Annotated in this window: 23 protein-coding genes; 7 read left to right on the forward strand and 16 right to left on the reverse strand. The window is 67.5% G+C overall.

The window, feature by feature from the left end; translation table 11 throughout:
- Positions 1 to 4 precede the first annotated feature (4 nt).
- The 5 genes from leuS to DBV10_RS15840 all read right to left on the reverse strand — a co-directional run bounded on the left by leuS (position 5) and on the right by DBV10_RS15840 (position 5,552).
- Complete coding sequence (leuS, locus tag DBV10_RS15820) at positions 5 to 2,698, reverse strand: leucine--tRNA ligase (RefSeq protein WP_124514576.1); 2,694 nt, start codon at positions 2,696 to 2,698, stop codon at positions 5 to 7.
- Positions 2,699 to 2,833: 135 nt separating this feature from the next.
- Positions 2,834 to 3,283, reverse strand: coding sequence for a biopolymer transporter ExbD (locus tag DBV10_RS15825; protein WP_124514577.1), 450 nt, complete (start codon positions 3,281 to 3,283; stop codon positions 2,834 to 2,836).
- Complete coding sequence (locus tag DBV10_RS15830) at positions 3,280 to 4,071, reverse strand: MotA/TolQ/ExbB proton channel family protein (protein ID WP_124514578.1); 792 nt, start codon at positions 4,069 to 4,071, stop codon at positions 3,280 to 3,282. The genes DBV10_RS15825 and DBV10_RS15830 overlap by 4 nt, the downstream gene beginning before the upstream one ends.
- A 12-nt stretch (positions 4,072 to 4,083) precedes the next feature.
- Positions 4,084 to 4,929: a 4-hydroxy-tetrahydrodipicolinate reductase gene (gene dapB / locus DBV10_RS15835; RefSeq protein ID WP_124514579.1), complete on the reverse strand. Its 846-nt coding sequence runs from the start codon at positions 4,927 to 4,929 to the stop codon at positions 4,084 to 4,086.
- Between the two features lie 59 nt (positions 4,930 to 4,988).
- Positions 4,989 to 5,552 carry an outer membrane protein assembly factor BamE gene (locus DBV10_RS15840; protein WP_124514580.1) on the reverse strand — a complete coding sequence of 188 codons (564 nt, stop codon included), beginning with the start codon at positions 5,550 to 5,552 and terminating at the stop codon, positions 4,989 to 4,991.
- Positions 5,553 to 5,639: 87 nt separating this feature from the next.
- Here DBV10_RS15840 and fur point away from each other — a divergent pair, with 87 nt between their 5' ends.
- Positions 5,640 to 6,056, forward strand: a complete 417-nt coding sequence (fur, locus tag DBV10_RS15845; protein ID WP_124514581.1) for a ferric iron uptake transcriptional regulator — start codon at positions 5,640 to 5,642, stop codon at positions 6,054 to 6,056.
- Positions 6,057 to 6,231: 175 nt separating this feature from the next.
- Here the strand turns inward: fur and hprK are convergent, their stop codons facing one another.
- From hprK to DBV10_RS15865, 4 genes are all read right to left on the reverse strand, one after another.
- On the reverse strand, positions 6,232 to 7,188 hold the full coding sequence (gene hprK, locus DBV10_RS15850) for an HPr(Ser) kinase/phosphatase (RefSeq protein ID WP_124514582.1): 957 nt from the start codon (positions 7,186 to 7,188) through the stop codon (positions 6,232 to 6,234).
- A gap of 54 nt (positions 7,189 to 7,242) precedes the next feature.
- A complete protein-coding gene (locus DBV10_RS15855; RefSeq protein WP_063461724.1) occupies positions 7,243 to 7,710 on the reverse strand; it encodes a PTS sugar transporter subunit IIA in 468 nt (155 codons plus the stop codon).
- A gap of 111 nt (positions 7,711 to 7,821) precedes the next feature.
- Positions 7,822 to 8,157 carry a ribosome hibernation-promoting factor, HPF/YfiA family gene (hpf, locus tag DBV10_RS15860; protein ID WP_063461723.1) on the reverse strand — a complete coding sequence of 112 codons (336 nt, stop codon included), beginning with the start codon at positions 8,155 to 8,157 and terminating at the stop codon, positions 7,822 to 7,824.
- 245 nt (positions 8,158 to 8,402) lie between these two features.
- A complete protein-coding gene (locus DBV10_RS15865) occupies positions 8,403 to 9,638 on the reverse strand; it encodes an MFS transporter (RefSeq protein WP_233589947.1) in 1,236 nt (411 codons plus the stop codon).
- 301 nt (positions 9,639 to 9,939) lie between these two features.
- Here DBV10_RS15865 and DBV10_RS15870 point away from each other — a divergent pair, with 301 nt between their 5' ends.
- Positions 9,940 to 10,863, forward strand: coding sequence for a phosphoribosylaminoimidazolesuccinocarboxamide synthase (locus DBV10_RS15870; protein WP_124514584.1), 924 nt, complete (start codon positions 9,940 to 9,942; stop codon positions 10,861 to 10,863).
- Between the two features lie 102 nt (positions 10,864 to 10,965).
- Here DBV10_RS15870 and DBV10_RS15875 read toward each other — a convergent pair whose 3' ends face one another.
- Together DBV10_RS15875 and trxA are read right to left on the reverse strand one after the other, a co-directional pair.
- Positions 10,966 to 11,751 carry an META domain-containing protein gene (locus DBV10_RS15875; RefSeq protein WP_233589948.1) on the reverse strand — a complete coding sequence of 262 codons (786 nt, stop codon included), beginning with the start codon at positions 11,749 to 11,751 and terminating at the stop codon, positions 10,966 to 10,968.
- A gap of 97 nt (positions 11,752 to 11,848) precedes the next feature.
- Positions 11,849 to 12,757: a thioredoxin gene (gene trxA / locus DBV10_RS15880; protein ID WP_124514585.1), complete on the reverse strand. Its 909-nt coding sequence runs from the start codon at positions 12,755 to 12,757 to the stop codon at positions 11,849 to 11,851.
- A gap of 163 nt (positions 12,758 to 12,920) precedes the next feature.
- Here trxA and purE point away from each other — a divergent pair, with 163 nt between their 5' ends.
- The 4 genes from purE to DBV10_RS15905 all read left to right on the forward strand — a co-directional run bounded on the left by purE (position 12,921) and on the right by DBV10_RS15905 (position 16,709).
- A complete protein-coding gene (gene purE, locus DBV10_RS15885; protein ID WP_124514586.1) occupies positions 12,921 to 13,415 on the forward strand; it encodes a 5-(carboxyamino)imidazole ribonucleotide mutase in 495 nt (164 codons plus the stop codon).
- The gene (locus tag DBV10_RS15890; RefSeq protein WP_124514587.1) at positions 13,412 to 14,590 is read left to right on the forward strand and encodes a 5-(carboxyamino)imidazole ribonucleotide synthase; all 1,179 of its coding nucleotides are present in this window, start codon (positions 13,412 to 13,414) and stop codon (positions 14,588 to 14,590) included. The genes purE and DBV10_RS15890 overlap by 4 nt, the downstream gene beginning before the upstream one ends.
- 2 nt (positions 14,591 to 14,592) lie before the next feature.
- Positions 14,593 to 15,612: an L-threonylcarbamoyladenylate synthase gene (locus DBV10_RS15895; protein WP_124514588.1), complete on the forward strand. Its 1,020-nt coding sequence runs from the start codon at positions 14,593 to 14,595 to the stop codon at positions 15,610 to 15,612.
- Between the two features lie 143 nt (positions 15,613 to 15,755).
- Complete coding sequence (locus DBV10_RS15905; protein ID WP_124514589.1) at positions 15,756 to 16,709, forward strand: SGNH/GDSL hydrolase family protein; 954 nt, start codon at positions 15,756 to 15,758, stop codon at positions 16,707 to 16,709.
- A 93-nt stretch (positions 16,710 to 16,802) separates the two neighbouring features.
- Here the strand turns inward: DBV10_RS15905 and DBV10_RS15910 are convergent, their stop codons facing one another.
- The 5 genes from DBV10_RS15910 to dacB all read right to left on the reverse strand — a co-directional run bounded on the left by DBV10_RS15910 (position 16,803) and on the right by dacB (position 22,299).
- Positions 16,803 to 17,483 (reverse strand): OmpW family protein, encoded by a 681-nt coding sequence (locus tag DBV10_RS15910; RefSeq protein ID WP_124514590.1) that lies wholly within the window; start codon positions 17,481 to 17,483, stop codon positions 16,803 to 16,805.
- A gap of 27 nt (positions 17,484 to 17,510) precedes the next feature.
- Entirely contained in the window at positions 17,511 to 18,653 is a 1,143-nt protein-coding gene (locus tag DBV10_RS15915; RefSeq protein WP_124514591.1) for an SGNH/GDSL hydrolase family protein, read from the reverse strand.
- Positions 18,654 to 19,061: 408 nt separating this feature from the next.
- Positions 19,062 to 20,360, reverse strand: a complete 1,299-nt coding sequence (locus DBV10_RS15920) for a lipase family protein (protein ID WP_124514592.1) — start codon at positions 20,358 to 20,360, stop codon at positions 19,062 to 19,064.
- 132 nt (positions 20,361 to 20,492) lie between these two features.
- On the reverse strand, positions 20,493 to 20,765 hold the full coding sequence (locus DBV10_RS15925; protein WP_124514593.1) for a SemiSWEET transporter: 273 nt from the start codon (positions 20,763 to 20,765) through the stop codon (positions 20,493 to 20,495).
- Between the two features lie 64 nt (positions 20,766 to 20,829).
- A complete protein-coding gene (gene dacB, locus DBV10_RS15930; RefSeq protein ID WP_124514594.1) occupies positions 20,830 to 22,299 on the reverse strand; it encodes a D-alanyl-D-alanine carboxypeptidase/D-alanyl-D-alanine-endopeptidase in 1,470 nt (489 codons plus the stop codon).
- Positions 22,300 to 22,504: 205 nt separating this feature from the next.
- On the opposite strand from dacB, the gene DBV10_RS15935 reads away from it, so the two are divergent.
- Positions 22,505 to 23,925 (forward strand): methyl-accepting chemotaxis protein (locus DBV10_RS15935; protein ID WP_233589949.1); only part of this gene is annotated, 1,421 nt, incomplete at its 3' end.

The raw sequence follows: 23,925 nt of genomic DNA on the forward strand, positions 1-23,925 counted from the left end.
GGGACTAGACCACCACGTTCACCAGGCGGCCCGGCACCACGATCACGCGCTTCGGATGAGCGCCTGCGGCCTGGGCCACAAACGCCTCGCTGGCCAGGGCGATGCGCTCGATCTCCGCCTTGTCGGCCTGCGCGGGCACCTGGATGGAGCCACGCAGCTTGCCGTTGACCTGCAGCATGAGTTCGATCTCGTCCTGCACCAGCGCATTGGCATCCACCTGGGGCCAGGCGGCGTCCAGCAGGTCGCCCAGCGCCCCCGCGTAGCCCAGGCCTTCCCACAGGCTGTGGGCGATGTGGGGCGTGGCGGGGTACAGGCAGCGCAGCAGGATGCCGAAGCCTTCGATCAGCGCCACCTGGGCACCGGCCGCGTCGGCGGCCTTGAAGTCTTCGAGCGCGTTGATCATCTTCATCGCGCCGGACACCACGGTGTTGTACTGCATGCGCTGGTAGTCGTAGTCCACCTGCTTGAGCACGGTGTGGATCTCCAGGCGCAAGGCCTTGGCCTCTTTGCCAAACTCCACGTCTTTCAGGCTGCTGGCGCTTGCCACGCTGGCGGTAGCCGCTCCCATATCCATAGCAGACAGCTTGGCGCCGAAGTTCCACACGCGGCGCAGGAAACGGTAGCTGCCTTCCACGGCGGCGTCGTTCCACTCCAGCGTGGCCTCGGGGGGGGCGGTGAACATGGTGTACAGGCGGGCCGTGTCGGCGCCGTACTTCTCGATCAGGTCCTGCGGGTCCACGCCGTTGTTCTTGGACTTGGACATGGTGCCCACGCCCTCGTAGTCGATGGGCGTGCCCACAGGCAGCAAGCCGTCACCGCTGGTGGCTTCGTTCTTGAGCTTGGCACCGATGATCTTGCCGCCTTCGTCGAGCACATGCTCCACATCGTGCGGCCAGAAATAGTCCTTGCCGCCCTTGGCGGTGCGGCGGCTGTAGATGTGGTTGAGCACCATGCCTTGCGTCAGCAGCTTGGTGAAAGGCTCATCGACCTTCACCAGGCCCAGGTCGCGCATGACCTTGGTCCAGAAGCGCGCGTACAGCAAGTGCAGGATGGCGTGCTCGATGCCGCCGATGTACTGGTCCATCGGCATCCAATAGTCGGCACCGCCAGCGACCATCGCGTCGGCGTTCTTGGGATCGCAATACCGCATGAAGTACCACGAGCTGTCCACGAAGGTGTCCATGGTGTCGGTCTCGCGCCGCGCGGCCTTGCCACACACGGGGCAGACCACGCCGGCATGAAAACCTTCGTGCTTGTGCAGCGGGTTGCCCGAGCCGTCGGGGATGCAGTCCTGCGGCAGCACCACAGGCAGGTCCTTCTCGGGCACCGGCACGGCACCGTGTTCATCGCAATGGATGATGGGGATGGGTGTGCCCCAGTAGCGCTGGCGGCTCACGCCCCAGTCGCGCAGGCGCCAGGTGGTCTTGGTCTCGCCCAGGCCCTTGGCCTGCAGGGCATGGGCCACGGCGGCCACGGCCTCCTTGTAGTGCAGGCCGCTGAAGCTGTCGGAGTTGATGGTCACGCCGCGCTGCTTGTCGCCGTACCAGTCGCTCCACTGGTGGTAGTCAAAGTGTTCGCCATCGACCAGCACCACCTGCTTGATTTCCAGCTGGTACTTGAGGGCGAACGCAAAATCGCGCTCGTCGTGCGCGGGCACGCCCATCACGGCGCCATCGCCATAGCCCATGAGCACGTAGTTGCCGACCCAGACCTCGACCTTTTCCTCGGTCAGCGGGTGCGTGACGAACAGGCCCGTGGGCACGCCCTTCTTCTCTTGCGTGGCGAGTTCGGCCTCGGTGGTGCCACCGCTCTTGCATTCTTCGATGAAGGCCTTGAGCGCGGGGTTGGTCTTGGCGGCATGGGCGGCCAGCGGGTGCTCGGGCGCCACGGCGCAGAAGGTCACGCCCATGATGGTGTCGGCGCGCGTGGTGAACACGTACATCTTGCCGCCACCAATCAGCGCGCCATCATCGCCCGCGATGTCATGGGTGAACGCAAAGCGCACGCCTTCGCTCTTGCCGATCCAGTTTTCCTGCATCAGCTTCACGCGCTCGGGCCAGCCGGGCAGCTTGTCGCCGGTCACAAAGCCCAGCAGCTCTTCGGCGTAGTCGGTAATCTTGAGGTAGTAGCCGGGGATCTCGCGCTTTTCGACCGTCGCGCCGGTGCGCCAGCCCTTGCCGTCGATCACCTGCTCGTTGGCCAGCACGGTCTGGTCCACCGGGTCCCAGTTCACGACCTGGGTCTTGCGGTAGGCGATGCCCTTGTCCAGCATCTTGAGGAACAGCCACTGGTTCCACTTGTAGTACTCAGGATCGCAGGTGGCCACCTCGCGGCTCCAGTCGATGGCCAGGCCCATGGCCTGCATCTGCTTTTTCATGTACGCGATGTTTTCGTACGTCCACTTGGCAGGGGGCACGCCGTTCTTCAACGCAGCATTTTCGGCGGGCAGGCCGAACGCGTCCCAGCCCATGGGCATCAGCACGTTGTGGCCGTTCATGCGCAGGTAGCGCGTGAGCATGTCGTTGATGGTGTAGTTGCGCACATGGCCCATGTGCAGCTTGCCACTGGGGTAGGGCAGCATCGAGCAGGCGTAGAACTTCTTCTTGTTCACGTCTTCCGTCACACGGTAGGCGTCGGTGGCGGTCCAGTGGTCGTGTGCAGCGCGCTCAACGTCTTGGGGAGAGTATTTGTCTTGCATGGGGGCTCGGGGTGAGAGAAGAGTGCAGCCGCAGGGCTGCTGCTGGGCAGATTTTAGGCTGTCATGCCCGCAGTCCGGCTTGTCGCCTTGGCCAAAGGCCGATGGGCGCCGCCTCTGGCCACGGCCAATGCGGCGTCAGGGGGCTTTGGAGGGTGCCCCAGCCCCCCCGGAGACCCGGGGTTCGGCCACAAAACCGATGCGCTGCAGCCCGGCCAGGTGGGCCGCGCCCATGACCTCGACCACCCGGCCGTAGGGCACGGCCGCGTCGGCACGCAGTTGCACCTCGGTGTCCGGCCGCTCGGCGCCGATGCGGCGCAGGCGCTCGGCCAGCGCGGCCGGCGACAGCGGCAGATCGTCCAGGTAGGCCTGCCCCGACGCATCGACCACCAGGGTGATGAACTGGGGGGCTGCGCCCGGCGTGGCGCCTTCGGTGCGCGGCAAATCGAGCCGGATCGCGCTGGCCAGCAGCGGCGCCGTGAGGATGAAGATGACCACCAGCACCAGCATCACGTCCACCAGCGGCGTCATGTTGATGTCGCTCATGGGCTGGGGCCCGGTGGTGCGTTCGAGCCGGCCGAAACTCATGCCCCCACGCTCCCCGCTGCGCGTGGTTCGCTGCCCCCCAAGGGGGCTGACCCGCCTTGGGGCGGCCCGGCGGCGGGTCGGCTCGCATTGCTCAGGCCTTCTGTGGTGCCAGCCAAACTCTGGACGGGCGCCGTGTCGATAAGCAGCTCGCGCAGGTCGCGGGCAAAGCCCTCCAGGTCGGCCTCGATGCGGCCGATGAGGCGGCCGAACCAGTTGTAGGCCAGCACGGCGGGGATGGCCACGGCCAGCCCGGCGGCCGTCATGACCAGGGCCTCGCCCACGGGCCCGGATACGCGGTCGATGGTGATCTGCCCTGCGCCCGCCATGGCGGTGAGTGCATGGTAGATGCCCCACACGGTGCCGAGCAGCCCCACGAAGGGCGCAGTGGACCCCACGGTGGCCAGCAGCACCTGCCCCAGTTGCAGGCGGCCCAGCACCTGGTGCAAGGCATCGCGCAGCACGCGCGTGAGCTGCTGCGACAGGCTGCCGGCGGTGGCCAGGGTGGCCTGCGCACCGGAGGTCGAGCGATTTGCTATTGAATTTGCAGCACCGACCAAAGGCAGGACCAGCGCTTCGCGGTCAAAAGACTGCAGGCGTTCCGTGGCCAGCGCCAGGGAGGGCGCCTGCCAGAACGCGGCCGTACAGCGCGCCACATCGGCGCTGGCGCGCCGCATGAGGCGCAGCTTCCAGACAATCACCACCCAGCTCGCCACGGACATCGCCAGCAGCACCAGCGCGGTGGTCTGCGTCACGGCATCGCCTTGGCGCCACCAGTGGAGGGCGTCCATGGGGATCCGTGGCTAGTGGGTATTCAGACCGAGCACGTCGAACATGTCGTGCAGGCCCGTCTTGTGCCCCGCCAGGAACCGCACGGCCCGCAGGCTGCCCTGCGCGTAGGTGGAGCGGCTGGAGGATTTGTGCGTGATCTCGATGCGCTCGCCGATGCCCGCAAACAGCACGGTGTGGTCGCCCACGATGTCGCCGCCGCGGATGGTGGCAAAGCCGATGCTCGACGGGTCGCGCTCGCCCGTCACGCCTTCGCGGGCGTAGACGGCGCACTCCTTGAGGTCGCGGCCCATGGCGTCGGCAATCACCTCGCCCATCTTGAGCGCGGTGCCCGAGGGCGCATCCACCTTGTGGCGGTGGTGGGCCTCGATGATCTCGATGTCATAGCCCGTGGCCATGGCCTTGGCGGCCATCTGCAGCAGCTTGAGCGTGACATTCACGCCCACGCTCATGTTGGGCGCCATGACGACGGCCGTGCGCTGGGCGAACGCGGCGATCTCGGCCTTCTGCGCCTCCGTGAAGCCCGTGGTGCCGATGACCGCCTTCACGCCCAGCTGGCTGCAGACGGCCAGGTGCGCCAGCGTGCCTTCGGGGCGGGTGAAGTCGATCAGCACGTCGGCGTTCTTGAGGCCTGCCGCGATGTCGGCCGTGATGGCGACGCCGCTGGCATGGCCCAGGAAGGCCGTGGCGTCCGAGCCCACAGCAGGGCTGGCGGCGATGTCGAGGGCACCGGCCAGCACGCAGTCATCGCTGGCGCGGATGGCCTCGATCAGCATGCGGCCCATGCGGCCCGACGCCCCGGCAACGGCCACGCGGCAGGGGGTGGAGACGGTGGCTGCAGGTGAAGATGTCCCTGTCATGAGAGTCCTGTTCGGTTGAAAGGCTGCGCACGTTCACGTGCACAGCGGGGCCGCAGGCGTCAGCGCGCAGGCGCGTCGAGCGGCGGGTAACTGGAGGGCACGGGGGCCGCGGGCGCCGCCACGGGCGCCTGGGCAGGCCGTGCAGACGGTGGGTATTTGGCCAATTGCTCGGGCGTGGCGTCCAGCACGGGCACCTGGCCCTTGGCGCCGCTGCGCGCACCCAGCGTGGCGACGAACTCGGTCTCGGTGGGCATTTCATCGCCCTCGGAGCGCTCCAGCGCATCGCCCGTGAAGAACACGGTCAGCTTGCGCGTCTGGATGTCTTCGCCCGGGCGCTTGAGCGTGAACACATACTCCCAGCGGTCAGCATGGAACAGGCTGGTGACCAGGGGCGTGCCCAGGATTTCGCGCACCTGCTGGCGGCTCATGCCGGGCTGCAGGGCTTGCACCTGCTCGCGCGACACGAAGTTGCCTTGCACCACATCCACCTTGTAGGGCTTCACGATGCCGGCGATGCGACCGCTGGCGCCATCCAGGCTGCCGCAACCGGCCAAGGCAGCCACGCTGGCGCCGATCAACAGGACCAGGCCCAGGCGGGCGCTGCAACGGGCTTTGACGGGCATGGGTAAAAGGGCTGAGGATATGATCGCCGCATTGTAGCGGCTGCCCCCCAGGCCTTGAGATGGGGCCCGCACCCGAAGGAGCATGCCATGACCAATATCGACGAACTCAAAAGCACGGGACTCAAGGCCACGCTGCCCCGCCTGAAGATCATGGAGATCTTCCAGAAAGGCGCGCAGCGCCACATGACGGCGGAAGACGTATTCCGCGTGCTGCTGGAGGAGCGTTCGGACATTGGCCTGGCCACCGTGTACCGCGTGCTCACGCAATTCGAGCAGGCAGGCATCCTGATCCGCAGCAATTTCGAAAGCGGCAAGGCGGTGTACGAGCTCAACGAAGGGCAGCACCACGACCACTTCATCTGCACGTCCTGCGGCAAGGTGGAAGAGTTCTACGACGCCGAGATCGAAAAGCGCCAGCATGCCGTGGCCAAGGCCAAGGGCTGGCTGGTGCAGGACCACACGATGGCGCTGTATGGCCAATGCGCAGCCTGCGCAAAAAAATAAGCCCCCCTGAGTCGCCTTCGGCGCCTTCCCCCCAAAGGGGGACGCTCCCGGCGCGGCGGGGCGGCCCTTGTGCGGAAGCACTGGCGTTGGGCGCGCCAGTTTTGGAAGGATTGTGGTCTGAATTGCCGCCAGCGCCTATCCATCAAGCGCAAGCAGCTATCAAATAAAGAGCAGACTAGCCGCCCGTGTCACGCTCCATGGCGCGGCGGTGGCGTTCGACGAATTCCTGGTAGGTGTCGATGCCGCGCAGCTGCAGGATGGTGTTGCGCACGGCGGCTTCGACCAGCACGGCGATGTTGCGGCCGGCCACCACCTGGATCACCACCTTGAGCACGGGCACACCCAGCACGTCCTGCGTGAGGGGCTCGTAGGGCAGGCGCTCGTAGTCGCGCTCCAGGGTTTCCTTGCGCACCAGGTGCACGATGAGCTTGAGGCGCATCTTGCGGCGCACGGCCGTCTCGCCAAAGATGGCGCGGATGTCCAAAAGGCCAATGCCGCGCACTTCCAGCAGGTTTTGCAGCAGCTCGGGGCACTTGCCCTCGATGGTGGTCTGGTTGATGCGAAACAGGTCCACGGCATCGTCGGCCACCAGGCCGTTGCCGCGCGAGATCAGCTCCAGGCCCAGCTCGCTTTTGCCCAGGCCCGACTCGCCAGTGATCATCACGCCCAAGCCCAGGATGTCCATGAACACGCCGTGCATCGTGGTGCGGTCGGCGAAGTGCTTGGACAGGTAGGCGCGCAGCACGTCGATGACAAACGCCGACGACTCGTGCGTGGAGAACATCGGGATCTGCGCGCGCTCGCACATGGACACCAGCGCGTCGGGCGCGGTCTGGTTGTCGGCCAGCACCAGCACCGGCGGCTCCAGCGTCACGATGCGGGCGATGCGGCGCTTGCAGTCGTCGGGCGACGCATTGCTCAGGTACGCAATTTCGCGCTCGCCCAGGATCTGGACGCGGTAAGGGTGGATGTAGTTGAGGTAGCCGACCAGATCGGCCCCGGACCGCGCAGAGCGCACGGCCACTTCGTCAAACCGCCGCTCCGACGCCCCCAGGCCCGCCACCCACTCCCATTTCAGGAGAGCGCGGAACTCCTCGAAAAGCACATCGGCACTGACAACATTGGGTTTCACAGCAGGTCAGTGCAAAGGCAGCGGAGCGAAGGGGTGGTGCAGCGCGGGAAGAACTCAGGCCGTCTGCGTGGACTGCCAGCCCGCGATCATGCCGTGCAGTTCGGCGGCATCGGTGCAGGCCTTGAGCTTCTCGCGCAGGGCCGAATCACTGAGCAGCTCGGCAATCTCGGAGAGGATTTCCAGGTGCTTCTGCGTGGCGGCCTCGGGCACGAGCAGGAAGATCAGCAAGCCCACCGGCAACTCGTCGGGGGCATCAAAACCGATGGGATTGAGCAGCTGGAACACGGCCGCCATGGGCGCCTTGAGGCCCTTGATGCGCCCATGGGGGATGGCCACGCCATGGCCCAACCCCGTGGAGCCCAGGCGCTCACGCGCAAACAGGCTGTCGGTGATCAGCGCCCTGGAAAGGCCGTGCTGGCTTTCGAACAGCAGACCCGCTTCTTCAAAAGCACGCTTCTTGCTGGTGGCATCAACGCTCACAAGCACTTGAGCGGAGGGCAGGATGGAGGCGAGTCGGTTCATGGTCAAGGGTAACAATTATGCACATATTGGCAGAAACCCTGAGCGCAGCCGCAGGGGCAACAAAAAACCGCCCGAAGGGGCGGCTGCGATGCCAGGCTCAGGGCTGGCGCATCAGGCGTGCAATTCGCGCTTGGCGGCTTCGTGGTGGTGGTCCTGCAAGCGGTCCTTGTGGCGCACGACTTGGCGGTCCATCTTGTCCACCAGCTCATCCACGGCGGCATACAGGTCGGCGTGGGAGCTTTCGGCAAACAGGTCGTTGCCCTTGACGTGGATGTTGCATTCCGCTCGCTGTCTCTTTTCCTTTTCCTTTTGCTTCTCTACCGTCAGCAGTACCTTGACATCGACAACCTGGTCAAAATGGCGGGTGATCCGGTCCAGCTTGGTGGTGACGTAGCTGCGCAAGGCTGGAGTAACTTCGAGGTGATGACCGCTGATCGTCAAGTTCATAAATAAGTCTCCTGTAACACACTCGGTGGAAAACGCCGCCCTGGATCAGAGGGCAGCTGGCGAACTTGGATGCATCCATTGCGTGAGTTCACTATGCCCCTGGCCTCCCCGAAAAGCAATCCCATTCCGCCCCTCCCTGCTGGGTTATGGCCGCCAAGGTGCCAAGCGCCCGAAAAGCGCGCACAATGAGCAAGTTCCCACCGGCCTGCAACCTCGGGCCCTCGCGGATACGCTGGCGGCCATGTTCAACGCGCCGTCGGCGTCGCCCCGTGCAACTGGAGCTTGCCCGCAACCAGCATCGACAGCGCGGCCGCGACAATGCCCACCAAAGCCGCCATCCAGTAGCCCTGCACCAGCCCTTGTGCATCACGGCTGATCAGCCATCCTCCCACCAACGACGCAACGCCCATGGCGGCCGATTGGACCGACGCATTCAAGGTCATGAACGTCCCCCGCAAGGACGGCTGCGCGGCCGATGCAATGATGGCCATGCCCGGAATCATGCGGCCGCTCACAAAGGCGAACATGAACGTGGACACCAACAACACCCCCCACAGCGGCAGCGCCTCGGACAGGGTCGTCCCCAGCAAACAGGGCATCGAAGCAAGCACCAGCATACGGAACGTGCGCGCCTTGCCCCACCGGTCGGTCAGGCGGCCAAAGTAGCGCGCAGTGAACAGCGTGGCGACACCACCGCAGAGATAGGCCAGCGGAATCTGGTCGGCCCGCACCCCCGCATTGGTCTGCATGTAGATGGTGATGTAGGGAATCACCGTGAAGCCCGTGGACATCACCAACGCAGAGAACAAGAAAGCCCAGCGGTGGTTCGAATCGGCCAGCACCTGGGCAATGCCGCCCAGCACTGTGCGGCCATCCGCCGCGTGCACATGGGCCGTCAGCGCAGGCATGGTGCGTGCCGCCTGAATGACCAGCAGGCCCACCATGGCCGCGATGGCGATGAACGGTGCATTCCAGCCCCCATGCTCCGCCAGGAGCAAGCCCAACGGCACACCCGCCACCGTGGACACAGAGAAAGACGTCATCACGATCCCCATAGCGCGCCCGCGCCGCTCAAACGGAACCACGTCCGCCACAATGGTCTGCGACAGCGCCGACAGCACGCCCCCAAAGGCCCCCGCGAGAATCCGCGCCACCATCAGCGTGCCGTAGGTGGGCGCCAGGCCGCAGGCCAAGGTGGCCAGCCCAAACAGGGCGTACAACGTGAGCAGCAGCCGCTTGCGGCCAAAGCGGTCGATGTAGGTGGACGCCAGCAGGCCCGATGCGCCCGCCGACAGCGTGTAGGCCGACACGAGCAGCCCGAACTGCGCATCGCTGATCGCAAACAGCCGCGTGAACTGCGGCCCGAGCGGCATCATGATCATGAAGTCCAGGATGTGGGTGAACTGGATCCCGGCCAGGGTCAGCAGCAGCCACAGCTCGCGGCGAGGGGGCAGTGCGGACGCGGACGCGGGTGCTGACACGGCAGTGGTAGCGGGAAATGGCGTGGAGGAAGGCAATGGAGGCGGCACAGAAAGTCGCACAAAGCGGCCATGGGGAATGAGGGCCGCACAGTGTGCCGCAACATGGGGAAACGCGCGAGGCATGCGGGAAGCGCCCGCAGCGGCACAGGCCCTGTGCCGGCCGACGGCAGGTGCAGGCACCACGCCGGCGCGTAAAATCCGCAGCTTGCGTGGAACGAGGTTCCCGCACCTGTTTTTACGCCCAACGTTCACCGGCCTGCCCGCAGCGGACACGGCACCATCGCCCGCCCACACCGACACCATGACCCAGCCCAGCTCCAACGCCCTGCACACCTCTGCCCTCACGTCGCTGCCCCTGCTGGCACGCGGCAAGGTGCGCGACAACTACGCCGTGGGCGATGACCGCATCCTGATGGTGGCCAGCGACCGCCTCTCGGCCTTCGACGTCATCATGGGCGAGCCCATTCCCGGCAAGGGCGAACTGCTCACGCAGATGGCCCTGTTCTGGTTCGACAAGCTCGGCCACATCTGCCCCAACCACCTCACGGGCGATGCGCCCGAGAGCGCGGTCACGCCCGAAGAGGTGGCCCAGGTGCGCGGCCGCTCGATGCTGGTGCAGCGGCTCAAGCCCATCCCGGTGGAAGCCGTGGTGCGCGGCTACCTGGCCGGCAGCGGCTGGAAGGAATACCAGGAATCGCGCGCCGTCTGCGGCGTGCCGCTGCCCGAGGGCCTGACCAACGCCGCCAAGCTGCCCGCGCCCATCTACACGCCGGCCGCCAAGGCCGCCGTGGGCGAACATGACGAGAACATCACCTTCGAGCGCACCGTCGAGATGATTGGCCTGGATCTGGCCACGCGCATCCGCGATCTGAGCATCGCCATCTACCAGGCCGCCGCCGAGATCGCACTCACCAAGGGCATGATCATTGCCGACACCAAGTTCGAATTCGGCCTGGCGCCCGATGGCACGCTGGTGCTGATGGACGAGGTGCTCACCCCCGACAGCTCGCGCTACTGGCCCGTGGAAGGCTATGCCGACGCGCTGGCCCAGGGCGCCAACCCGCCCAGCTACGACAAGCAGTTCGTGCGCGACTGGCTGGAGCAGGCCAAGGTGGGCGGCAAGCCCTGGGACAAGACCGCGCCCGCGCCCCGCCTGCCGCAGGAGGTGATCGAGAAGACGGCCGCCAAGTACCGCGAAGCGCTGGAGCGGCTCACCGCCCGGTAAGCCACAGGTGGGGGCCGCAGGCGTGCACCCCCGCCAACCCGCGAACCATGGACTGGCCCCATGGGACCCTGGGGCCTTGGAGGCCGCCCCGCCAAACGGCGGTCAATCCAAGCGGGTCTCCGCAGACTCGAAGCGCAGCAGCGTCTGCCCCTCGCTGCCCCGCAACACCAGCTGCGCGCCTTGTTGCCGAAAGCTCTGCACCGCCGACAGCGCCTCGAAAAAGCGCCCCTCCGCCCCGCCCGCCTGCAAGCACAGCGCGATGTTGGAGACCAGGCGCTCAAAGCGCAGCCGCGCCCCCTGCAGCGTGTAATCGGCCAGAAACCGGTTGCACCCGCCCGAGCCCGTCACACGGGCCTCGTCCGCCTGCAGCACCAGGTGCGGGGCCACCGCCCCCGCTCCCGGAGGGGCCACCGCCTCACCCTCCATCTCCACCAGCCGCCAGTACGTCAGCACCAGGGGCACCCCAGCGTCCACCGTGGCGGACTGCGGCGGCAACCGCTGCAACTGGACATCCACGCGGCGAAACGCGGCGTCCTGCGGCACCGGATGGCGCTTGTCCGTCGCCAGCAGCAGGCGGCCTTCGAGCGTCACCGTCGCGCGCACCTCGTAGTGCCCCTTGGGCACAAAGCGCGAGGAGGGGTAGGGAATCCAGATTGCATACGGCGCCTGCCCTGCAGGGGCGCGGCGCTGGCGGCCCAGCACCACCGGAGGCATGTCAGGGTGGGTCACATCCAGCAGCGTGGCCTCGAACACGGCCTCGGGGGGCAGCACCACACGCTCGCGGGCCAGGGCCACGCCAGAGACGATGGCATCGGGGGCGGGCGGCCGGCCGGCACACCCCAGCAGGAGGCTGCAGCACAGTGCCACCACGGACAGGCGGGATGTCACCGCGCCGTGCAAGCGCCCCGCCGGCAGGGGCCGATACGGCCGCATCCGCGTGGTGAACGCATCCGCACCATGCACCCTCTCACCCCTTCACAGGCTTTCAGCTCAGCACCACACTCGACAGCCGGCGCCGGTAGGTCGCCACCACCGGGTCTTCGGGCGGGATCTGGCCTTCGGCCACCTTGGGCTTGGGGGCCTCGATGACTTCGAGGATGGCGACATAGGTCTTGCGGGCGATCTCTTCGTTCCAGGCCTTGTCGCGCATGAGGATTTCGAGCAGTTCATCCATGGCGTCGGTCCAGCGCTGCTGGGCCATCAGCCAGCGGGCACGGGCGTAGCGGGTGTCGAAGTCGCGCTTGTTGGCGGCGATTTTTGCATCAAACTCCGCTTCAGCGCCCTCCCCGTAAGCGCCAGCAGCTACGAAATCAAGAGCATCCATCCAGGCCTTCAAGGCGCCCAGCTTGCGCGAAGCGGCGGCCTTGGCGATCACGGGGGCAAACGCGACCTTGGCGTCGTCCTCGCGGCGCAGCTGCAGCAGCAGCTTGACGTAGTCGAAGCGCGCATCGTCGTTGGACGGGTCGGTCACCACCGCGTGCTGCAGCTTTTCGAGGGCCGTGCCCGTGTCGCCATCGGCCAGGGCGTCCTGGGCTTCTTCTTCCTCGGCTTCTGCCACCATTTCTTCGGCGCTGGGCACATGCTTGTCGAGGAAGGCGCGCACCTGGCCTTCGGGCAGGGCGCCCATGAAGCCATCGACGGGCTGGCCGTTCATGAGCAGCACGCAGGTCGGGATGCTGCGGATACCGAACATGCCGGCGAGCTGCTGCTCCTGGTCGGAGTCGATCTTGGCGAGCTTGAAGCGGCCGGCGTATTCGGTTTCGAGCTTTTCCAGCACCGGGCCCAGCGACTTGCAGGGGCCGCACCAGGGCGCCCAGAAGTCCACCAGCACGGGCACGTTCATCGAGGCGGCAACCACCTCGGCTTCAAAGTTCTCTACGGTGACGTCAATCATGATGGATGGTGCCGGGCCAAGGCCGGTGAAGCTGGTGGGTTCGCGCTATTTTGGCCCATGAAAACAGCCCCAGGCTGCGCAGGGAGGCGCAAAAAGTAAAATCGCGGATTCCACCCACAGCGGTGCGGCAGGCCCTGCGCACTGCCGCCACCCTCAAACCACCATGAAACCCATCCAGATCGGCGTGGTCATGGGTTCCAGCAGCGACTGGGACACCATGCAGCATGCAGTGCAGATTCTTGAACAGTTCGGCATCCCGCACGAGGCCCGCGTGGTCTCGGCCCACCGCATGCCCGACGACATGTTCGCCTACGCCGAAGCGGCCGCCAGCCGGGGCCTGAAGGCCATCATCGCCGGCGCGGGCGGCGCCGCCCACCTGCCCGGCATGATCGCAGCCAAGACCACCGTGCCCGTGCTGGGCGTGCCCGTGGCCAGCCGCCACCTGCAGGGCGTGGATTCGCTGCACTCCATCGTGCAGATGCCCAAGGGCATCCCGGTGGCCACATTCGCCATCGGCACGGCGGGCGCCGCCAATGCCGCACTGTTTGCCGTGGCCCTGCTGGCCAGCGAAAGCCCTGAACTGCGCCAGCGCCTGGAAGCCTTCCGCGCGGAACAGACCGAGGTGGCGCGCAACATGACCCTGCCGCCTGCCGCATGAGCCCCGACGACGCCTCTCTCAAGCCGCTGCTGCCCGGCGCCACGCTGGGCGTGCTGGGCGGCGGCCAGCTGGGCCGCATGTTCGTGCACCAAGCCCAGGCCATGGGCTACTTCACGGCCGTGCTGGACGCCGACCCCACCAGCCCCGCCGGGCTGGTGAGCCACCACCACATCCAGACGGACTACGACGATCCGCAGGGCCTGGCCGAGCTGGCACGGCTGTCGGATGCAGTGACCACCGAATTCGAGAACGTACCCGCCGCCGCGCTGGCCACGCTGGCCGCACGGCGGCCCGTGTCGCCCGCCGCCAGCGCGGTGTCGGTGGCGCAGGACCGCGCGCGCGAGAAGGCCCACTTCGTGGCCTGCGGTGTGCCCTGCGCGCCCTACGCGGTCATCGAGACGGCCGAACAACTGGCCGCGACCTCACCGGATCTGCTGCCCGGCATCCTCAAGACCGCCCGCATGGGCTACGACGGCAAGGGCCAGGTGCGCGTGCAAACCGCCGCCGAGCTGGCCGCAGCCTGGGATGCGGTTGGCAACGTGCCCTGCGTGCTGGAGAAGATGCTGCCGCTGGCGCTGGAATGCTCGGTGATCGTGGCCCGGGGCCACGATGGCGCCATAGTGCACCTGCCGGTGCAGCGCAACCTGCACCTGGGGGGCATCCTGGCCGTGACCGAGGTGTATGAAGGAAATCTGCCGCCAGCGCTTGCTGCGCAAGCGGTAGCAGCTGCAAAATCCGTAGCAGAAGGCCTGCAGTACGTGGGCGTGCTGTGCGTGGAGTTCTTCGTGCTGCAGGACGGCAGCCTGGTTGTCAACGAGATCGCCCCGCGCCCGCACAACAGCGGCCACTACAGCCAGGACGCCTGCGACGTGTCGCAGTTCGAGCTGCAGGTGCGCACCATGGCCCGCCTGCCGCTGACCCCGCCGCGCCAGCACAGCCCGGCCGTGATGCTCAACCTGCTGGGCGACCTGTGGTTTGCCCAAAGCGACATCGAGCAGACTCCACCCTGGGCCGAGGTGCTGGCGCTGCCCGGCACCCACCTGCATCTGTATGGCAAACGCGACGCCAAACGGGGCCGCAAGATGGGCCACCTCAACGTGACCGGCCCCACACCCGAGGCCGCACGCGCCACGGCCTTGAAGGCTGCCGCACTGCTGGGCCTTGCCGCGTTCTGACCATGATCCTTGACGGCAACGATCCCCAGGCCATCGCCGCCGCAGCCCGCGCCGTGCGCAGCGGCGCGCTGCTGGGCCTGCCCACCGAAACCGTGTACGGCCTGGCCGCCGACGCCAGCAGCGATGCGGCCGTGGCCCAGATCTTTGCGGCCAAGGGGCGCCCCAGCGACCACCCGCTCATCGTGCATGTGGCCAATGCCCAGGGCATTGCGCACTTTGCCAGCGAGGTGCCCGGCTTCGCGCAGAAGCTGGTCGATGCCTTCTGGCCCGGCCCGCTCACGCTCATCCTGCCGCGCCTGCCCGGCGTGGCCACGGCGGCCACGGGCGGCCAGGACAGCGTGGGCCTGCGCTGCCCGGCCCATCCGGTGGCGCACGCCCTGCTGGAGGCCTGTGCGGCCCCAGTCGATGGCAGCAGCGACCAGGGCGGCGCCCCCGTGTGGGGCGTGGCCGCCCCCAGCGCCAACCGCTTTGGTCGCGTGAGCCCCACCACCGCCCAGCATGTGCAGGACGAACTGGGCGCCGACCTGCTGGTGCTGGACGGCGGCCCCTGCGGCGTGGGCATTGAAAGCACCATCGTGGACTGCACCCGCGGCGTGCCTGTGCTGCTGCGCCCCGGGGCCATCACGCGCGCGCAGATCGCTGCGGCCTGCGGCATCGCGCCGCTGTCCAAGGAAGACCTGCCCGCGCTCACCCCCCGCGCCTCGGGCACGCTGGAGGCGCACTATGCCCCCGCTGCCAAGGTGCGCCTGATGGACGCCAAGGCCCTGCAGACCAGCCTGGACCTGCTGGGCGCCGAGGCGGCCCACATTGCGGTCTATGCCCGCTGTGCGCTGCGCACACATTCGCCGCAGCTCGTCCTGCGGCGCATGCCCGACGATGCGGCAGCCACAGCCCAGCAGCTGTTTGCCGTGCTGCGCGGCTTTGACGACGAGGGCGTGAAGCTGATCTGGATCGAGGCCCCGCCCGCCGGCCCCGAGTGGGAAGGCGTGCGCGACCGCCTGCAGCGCGCGGCGGCGGCATGAGACACCTCCCGGAGGCGCTGCGCGCCTTCCCCCCTCTCTCGCGCTGCGCGCGGGAGGGGAGACGCCGCCAACGCACCGGACAGCCGCTTTACATGCGTTGACTTTGCGTCGTTAAACTACCCCCCACTTTTCTGGAGAAATACATGGCAGCAAATTGGATGCGCCGCACCGTCATGGTCGCCGCATGTGCATCGGCCGCGTTGCTCGCGGCCTGCGGTTCCAGCACCACTGAATCGGCCATCACGCCCCAGCGCTTCGTCGCGTTTGGCGACGCCATGAACGATGTGGGACAAAACGGTTCGCGCTACACGGTCAACGATGGCAGCGTCAACAACTGGACCTTGCAGCTGGTCGCCAACTACGGCAAATCGCTCACGCCCGTGTCCGCAGGCGGCACCAGCTATGCCACGGGCAACGCCCGCGTCAGCGCCAAGCCCGACGCCGCAGGCAACGCCAGCACCCGCACCATCACCGAGCAGATCGACGCCTTTTTGGCCAGCGGCAGCTTCGGGGGCTCCGATGTGGTGATCGTGAGCGGGGGCGTCAGCGACGTGATCGCCGGCATGGCCGCCGTGACCGCAGGCACCCAGACCGAGGCCGCCATGGTGGCCGCTGCACGCAAGGCCGGCGAAGACCTGGCCGCCCAGGTGCGCCGCCTGGTGACGGCGGGCGCCAAGTACGTGGTGGTGACCGGCACCTACGACCTGAGCAAGACCCCCTGGGCCAAGACCATTGGCCGCGAAGCCCTGCTGACCAACGCCAGCAGCCGCTTCAATGAAGGCCTGCTCGTGGGCATCGTGGACCTGGGTGCCAACGTGCTGTACGTGGACTCGGCCTACTACGTGAACCTGTACACCAGCGTGCCCGGCAACTATGGCTTCAACAACGCCACGGCGGCAGTGTGCACCTCGGTGGACGCCACCAACGGCATCGGCATAGGCGCCGGCCAGGTCAACTCGGCCCTGTGCAACAGCTCCACGCTGCTGTCGGGCGCCAGCCAGACCTCGTTCGTGTTTGCCGACCCGGTCTACCTCACGCCGTCTGCCCAGCGCCAGTTTGGCACCTATGCCTACGGCCGCCTGCGCGCGCGCTGGTAAGCCAGCCCGGGGCTGAACTCAACGCACCAGCAACAAGGCCGCCCGGCAGGGCGGCCTTTTTTGTGGGCGGCATGGGCCCCCGCCCCGCGCAGGTCAGAACCGGTAGACCACGCCCAACGCCACCACATTGGGGTTGAGCTTCACATCGATGGTCTGGCCCGTGGACAGCGTATTGCGCGTCTTGACGAACGTCTTGTAGTAGGCCAGGTCCAGCGACCACTGGTCGTTCAGCACCACGCTCACCCCCACCTGGGGGGTCAGGCCAAACCGCGACTCGGCGCTCAGCGTGGTGGGGCGCGCGGGGCTCCCCCCCGTCAGGCCGGTCAGCGCCGCCGTGCCGCGTTCCTTGAAGAACCTGGCATAGGTCACGCCCAGGCCCACATAGGGCCGCACGCGGGCATGGGCCTCCAGGAAGCGGTACTGCGCAAACACGGTCATGGGCAGCACCTTGACCTCGCCGATCTTGCCCACGCCGGCAATCGCGCCGGCCCCCACGATGTCGTGCCTGAAAGGCAGGGCCAGCGGCACGTCCACCGCCCAGTGGTCGGTGAGCATGTAGGTGACGCCGCCCGCCAACTGCGTGTCGGCGCGCACATCCACCTGGGTGCCCGTGAAGCTGGGGGCGGTGAGATCGCCGCTGCCCACCTGCGGCGAGATCTGCGTGGCGCCTGCCCGCACCAGCCAGCTGCCGGCGGTCTGCGCCTGCGCGCCGCCAGCGGTTGCCAGCACCAGGGCGCCTGCGGCCCATACGGAGGAATGCTTGATTGTCTTCATGATGAGGAACCCTTGAACCGCCGTTGTTTACAGCCAGCCCGCACGGGCCAGCGAGCGCGACACCAGCTGGCTGACCAGCTGGTGGCCGTAAGGCGTGGGATGGAAGCTGTCGGAGAACACATAGGTCTTCCACCAGTCCGCGCCGCCGCTGGCGCCCGCAGGCGGGGTCTTGGCCGACAGGGCTGCGGCCGTGCAGGTCGGGAAGGTGTAGCTGGGCAGACCATCCGTGCCCACGCCCGTGATCGGGCATGCGGTGTCCTTGGCGTTGGTCAGGCCATACTGGGCCGGGCGGGCCACCTGGTCGTTGAAGGAGGTGTAGAAGTCCACCACCACCACCTTGCTGTTGCCCGCGAAACGCTTGTCGAGTTGCGCGTTGAAGGCTTCCATCCAGGCCTTCAGCAGCCCCTGGACCTGGGCGCTGGCGGCGGCCCCGGCGCTGGCCGTGATGCCGCCCAGCACCTGTTGCAGGCGCGGGGTCTTGTCGATGGCCGGCATGTTCAGCACCGCAACGCGCAGGGCCCCCTTGTTCAGGGCGTTGGCTTCGATGGCCGCATGGAACTTGTCGGCCAGCGCCACCATGTAGGCACCACCCAGCTGGGCCATGCCGGTGGCACCACCGGCCAGGCCCGCACTGACGGTGGCTGCGGGCAGCAGCGTGGAGAGCAGGGCGCCATAAGCCGCACCGCCGTCCTTGGACGCCGAGAGGTAGGCACCCACGAGGTCGGCCGCATCGTTACCGCCGCCATCGATCAAGAGCAGGTCGCCCGCGCTGAAGCCATCGGCCCCGGCATCGGCCAACTGCTTGACGATGGACACTGGCGACGTGGGCGCCGTGAAATGGTTGATGCGCCCGCCCCCGATCGCGTAGTTGGTGCAACCGGCCGCGTTGTTGAAAGCGCTGCCCGTGGACACATAGCGCGGGCACAGCGTGTTGCCGTAGCTGCTGGCCACGAGTTCAGGCCAGATGGGGGTGGACGCGGGGCCCGTGGGCGCGCTGCCCTGCACGGTGAACTTGAAGCCAAAAGTGCCGCTGTCGGCAATGCTGTCCCCCATGACCTTGACGGTCTTGATGGGCGCCACGGGGGCGGTGTCTGCCCCGCCGCCGCCGCACGCGGCCAGCAATGACGCCGCTGCCAGAGAAACCCACAACACCTTGCGCTGGAAATCCATCGGTTTTCACTCCCGCCAAATTGGCTTGCATAAGAAAAATAGAACGACCGTGCTATTTACTAATATCTTAGGTGCGGAAGCAAAAAAGCCCCACCGGGTTAACACCGGTGGGGCTTAGAACCTGTTCAAGATCTTTTCGGGGATCGCATTGGAGTGCAATCAGGATGAGTGGATGCTCCGGGTGCGCCGCATGGGCTCGTGCCCATGCAAGCAGCCGGGGCGTCCAATCACCCGATTTCACTCCAACCCTNNGGGCGGTCTGCGGCGTTGCGGCGCTTGCCAATAGCCGAGCTATTGGCGGCGCACCGCGCCTTGCATCCCATCCCGGCAAGGGACTTGTGCGACCCCGAAAAAATCTTGAACAGGTTCTTAGGGTGCGGGTTCTAAAACGCGCAGCGCGTGAGGGGACTACTTGACGGTATCGAACACCGCCTTGGCCTGCGCGTGGCAGAACGGGGGTTCGTAGGTGCCGTGGTAGCTGCCGTAGTAGGTGGCAAAAGCCGCCGAGGTGGGGTCGGTGGGGGCCTTGCCACCGGGGCCGTAGGTGGCCTGCACGGCGGCATCCACGTCGACCGAGGTCACGTTCGTCACACCCCGGCTGTCAAAGTCGGCCTTCATGACGGACTGGTGCACGGCGGGCGGCACGGTGGGGTCGCCCGCGCCACCACACAGCAGGACCCGCGCCTTGGGCGTCCAGCCCAGCAGGTCGTTCTTTTTGGCCGCCAGGTACAGCGGGTGGGTGGTGCTGGTCTGCGAGCCCGTGATGAACGCCGACTGGAACAACGCATCGCGCGCCTGGTTGGGCGTGCCGGCCGGCAGGGTGCCGGTGGTCAGCAGGGTGGCGTAGTTCAGCGTGGGGTTGGGCAGCAGGTTCTCGATGTAGCCCGAGTACGGGGCCTTGAACACGTCCTTCACATCGGTGTAGATGCCGCCATAGACCTTCTGCCACGAGGTCACGAGATAGGGCACGAAGAACTGCACACCGGCAATCGCATCGGGAATCCGCAGCGAGCCCGAGAGGTTGTAGGGCCCTGCCAGGTGCGCACCGGCCACCACGTTGAACTCGGTCCCGTAATCGCGCTCGGCCGCGCGCTGCGCCGCCATCGACGAGTGCCCGCCCTGCGAGTAGCCCGTGAACATGACCTTGCCCGACAGGCTGGCCCCTACTGTGCTAGCCGCGTTGCGCGCCGCGCGCACCGAGTCGATGACCGAGGTGGCTTCCGAGTCGGCGTGCAGGTAGGGGTGGAAGTTGTAGCCCGACTTGGCAAAGCCCAGGTAGTCGGTGGCCACCACGGCATAGCCCTGGGCCGCGTACATGGCGGCCAGCAGGAAGGTTTCGGTGTCCGCCGGGTTGGCCAGCGTGCGGGGCTTTTGCACATCGGTGCCCTTGGCATAGGCCACCAGCGGCGCCGCCGTGGTGCAGCTGCCGCCGGGCACGAGCATCACGCCCGAGGCATTGGTGTTTTCGCCGCTCTTGGCACCCACGGTGGCGTAGTTGAGCGCAACCACCTTCACATCGCATTTCGCCTTGCCCGTGATGGCCTGCAGGCCGGTGCTGGAGGTGCTGGCATCGATCTGCGCCGCCGTCAGCGTGGCCAGCACGGCCGGCGGGTCGATCAGCGCGCCGCGCGCCGGGTCGTCGGAGCCACCGCAGGCGACAAGCACAAGCGCAGCCGCAGCAACACAGGTAAGACGGAAATAGTTCATGAAGGGGTCCCTCGGGTCAGTGAAAAACGATGCATCGTGCGCGCACCTGCGCTGCAGCATCCATTGGGGATAACGCGGGATACCGGCTGCGAAGACGCCTATGCGACACCGCCGCGACCGAAGCGCGCCCGCTCAGCCAGCGCCGCCGCGCGCGCCATACCGCAGCTTCATGGCCAGGATGGCCCCGGCCAGCGCCAGCGTGATGGCATTGGCCACCACGATGGGCCAGGCGGCCAGGGCCAGCCCATAGACCAGCCACAGCGCCACGCCCGCCGTGAACACGCTGTACATGCCCAGGGATATCCCGCTCACATCCCGCGTGCGAAAGGTCTGCAGCGCCTGGGGCACGAAGCTGCAGGTGGTGAGGGCGGCGGCCAGGTAGCCGATCAGTTCTTGGAGTGGCATGGTGGACGGGTGGACGGTGTGCGGGACGGCGGTGATTATTGATGGAGGGTGGTTGCCCGGCGGTTCACTGGTCGCGCGCCGTCCAGTCGATGAGGCTGTCGAGCACGGGCCGCGCGGCCCCCGCATTGGCGTGGTTGACCACCGCCACCAGCACATAGCGGCGCCCGCTGGCCGCGTGCACGTAGCCCGCCACCGCCATCACATCGCGCAGGCTGCCGGTCTTGAGGTGGGCGGTGCCCGCGCGGCTCTGGCTGCGGCGCAGCGTGCCATCCACCCCCGAGATGGGCAGCGAGGCCAGCAGCTCCGGCATGGCGGGGGACGCCCAGGCCAGCTGCAGCATGCGGGCCAGCGCCTGGGCCGTCAGGCGGGCGTCGCGGCTCAGGCCGGCGCCGTTGTCCACCAGCGGCTGCTCCACATCGCCCAGGCGGGCCTGCCACCACTGGCGCAGCACCTCGCGCGCGCCGTCAAAGGTCGCCACGCCGTTTTTCTGCAGCGCCAAGGTCAGGAACACCTGCTGGGCCATCACGTTGTTGCTGTACTTGTTCACATCGCGCACCACCTCGGCCAGGGCGGGCGAGGTGGCCACGAACGCAGGCTTGAGGCCCGCCGGCACCTTGCCATCGCGCACCGTGCCGGTGAGCTTGCCGCCCAGCTCGCGCCACATGCCCTCCACCGCGCGCGCGGCAAAGCCCCGGGGGTCAGCGGCGGCCACGGGCCACACGCGCTCGCCGCACGCGGCCGGGTACACGCCCTGGAAACTCACCTTGGCGGGGTCGGCCAGCTCGGCCCGCAGGGCACCACGCCAGTCGCCACATTCGGTGCCGGGCGCAGCCAGCGCCACGGTGGGCTGGCGCTGCACGCCGGCCAGCGGCGGGTCGTACTGGATGCGCGCCAGCCCGGCGGCCGCATCGGGCACAAAGGTCATCACCGACGACTTGAAGTTGAGCAGCAGCGCGTCGGGCGCCGCGTTGTAGGGGCGCAGCGGCTCGCCGTCAAACCGCGCCGGGTCCTGCTCGGGCACGTCGAACGCCGTGCGGTCGAGCACGATGTCGCCCACGATGACCTGGACGCCCTGGCCCTGCAGGCGCCGCATCAGCAGCCACAGGCGCTCCATGACCAGCTTGGGGTCGCCCTGCCCCTGGACGTAAACATTGCCGCGCAGGCTGCCGTCCTGCACCGTGCCCTGCACATAGACCGGGGTGTTCCACACATAGGCCGGGCCCAGCTGCTCCAGCGCCGCATACGTGGTCACCAGCTTCATCACCGATGCCGGGTTGACGGGCACCTGCGCGCGGTGCGCCAGGCGGGGGGCGGCGCGCGCGCTGCCCTGGGCATCGGCCACCAGCACCGCGAGCGACTCGCGCGGCAGCCGGGTGCGGGCCAGGGCGGCCTCCACCTCGGGCGGCAAGGCCGCAGGCGCCACGCCCGCCGTTTGCGCCCACCCGCCTGGCGCCCACGCAGCGCCCCATGCCAGGGCCGCGCCCACCAGCCCCTGGCCCGCCGCGCGGCGCCACGTTGTCATTCGCTTGGTCATGCGGGGAGTCTAGGGCGTGCCACCCGTCCATTCCCCCACGCACCGGCATTCCCGTCCCGGCGCCCACCACCGAACGCCCCGATTGGGTAACAAACTCTTACACTACCTGCCCCACGGCGCCGCACACGGGGGTGCGCAGACACCGCCCCGGCCGCCAGCGAATCCCGCCATTTCAACCCATACCAACTCCCACCACAGGTTGTCCATGAGCCCACTCTCCCATCTCTCCGTTGCCAAGCGCCTCGCGCTCGGCTTTGCCCTGGTGCTGCTGCTGTCCATGGGCGTGATTGGCCTCAGCATCTCCCGCCTGAACGCCTTGGCCGATGCCACGGAAGAAATGGTGCAAAACCCCATCAAGACCGAGCGCCTGGTGAGCGACTGGGCGCGCAACCTGCGCACCGGCATCACGCGCACAGCCGCCGTCGCGCGCAGCAGCGACCCGGCCCTGGCCGACTTCTTTGCCGAAGACAGCAAGGCATCGTCCAAGAGCTCGGGCGAGCTGCAAAAGGCCGTCGAGGCGCTGATGTTCCTGGACTCGGAGAAGAAGCTGTTCCAGGAAATCGGCGAGCTGCGCAGCGTCTACTTGAAAAACCGCGACACCATCTTTGCCCTGAAAAAGGAAGGCAAGGTGGACGAGGCCAACACCCTGCTGGAAAAGCAGTTCATGCCCGACGCGAACAAATACGCAGCCAAGATGGACGAGCTGCTGCGCAACCAGCGCGAGCAGGTGGACCGGCTGGGGCGGGAAATCGAGGACAACCGCCAGGCCAGCCGCCGCCTGCTGGTTGCGCTCGGCGTGCTGAGCGTGGCGCTCAGCGCCCTGTTCTCGTGGCTGCTGGCCCGCTCCGTCACCGTGCCCCTGGCCCAGGCCCAGGCCCTGGCCCAACGTGTGGCGGCCGGTGATCTCACGGCCCCGGTGCCGGTGCATGGCAAGGACGAGGTGGGCGCGCTGATGGCCTCGCTGGAGCTGATGCAGAACAACCTGGCCAACGTGGTGAACAACGTGCGCCGGGGGTCGGAATCGGTGTCGAACGCCAGTGCCGAAATCGCCCAGGGCAACAACGACCTGAGCGCGCGCACCGAGCACCAGGCCAGCGCCCTGGAGCAGACCGCCGCCAGCATGGAAGAGCTGAACTCGGCCGTGCGGCACAACGCCGACAACGCGCGCCAGGCCAACCAGCTCGCGCTGACCGCCTCGAACGTGGCGGTGCAGGGTGGCGCCGTGGTGGGCGAAGTGGTCGAAACCATGAAGGGCATCAACGACGCCAGCCGCAAGATCAGCGACATCATCGGCGTGATCGACAGCATCGCCTTCCAGACCAACATCCTCGCGCTGAATGCGGCGGTGGAAGCCGCGCGCGCGGGCGAACAAGGGCGCGGGTTTGCGGTGGTGGCCTCGGAGGTGCGCAGCCTGGCTGGCCGCAGCGCCGAAGCCGCCAAGGAGATCAAGGCCCTCATCAACGCCAGCGTGGAGCGCGTGGAACAGGGAACCGCCCTGGTGGACAAGGCCGGCGACACCATGAACGAGGTGGTGGGCAGCATCCGCCGCGTGACCGACATCATGGGCGAGATCAGCGCCGCCAGCAACGAACAAAGCGCGGGCGTGGCCCAGGTGGGCGAGGCCGT

The sequence above is a fragment of the Acidovorax sp. FJL06 genome, assembly GCF_003852545.1.
Lineage (GTDB): Bacteria > Pseudomonadota > Gammaproteobacteria > Burkholderiales > Burkholderiaceae_C > Acidovorax.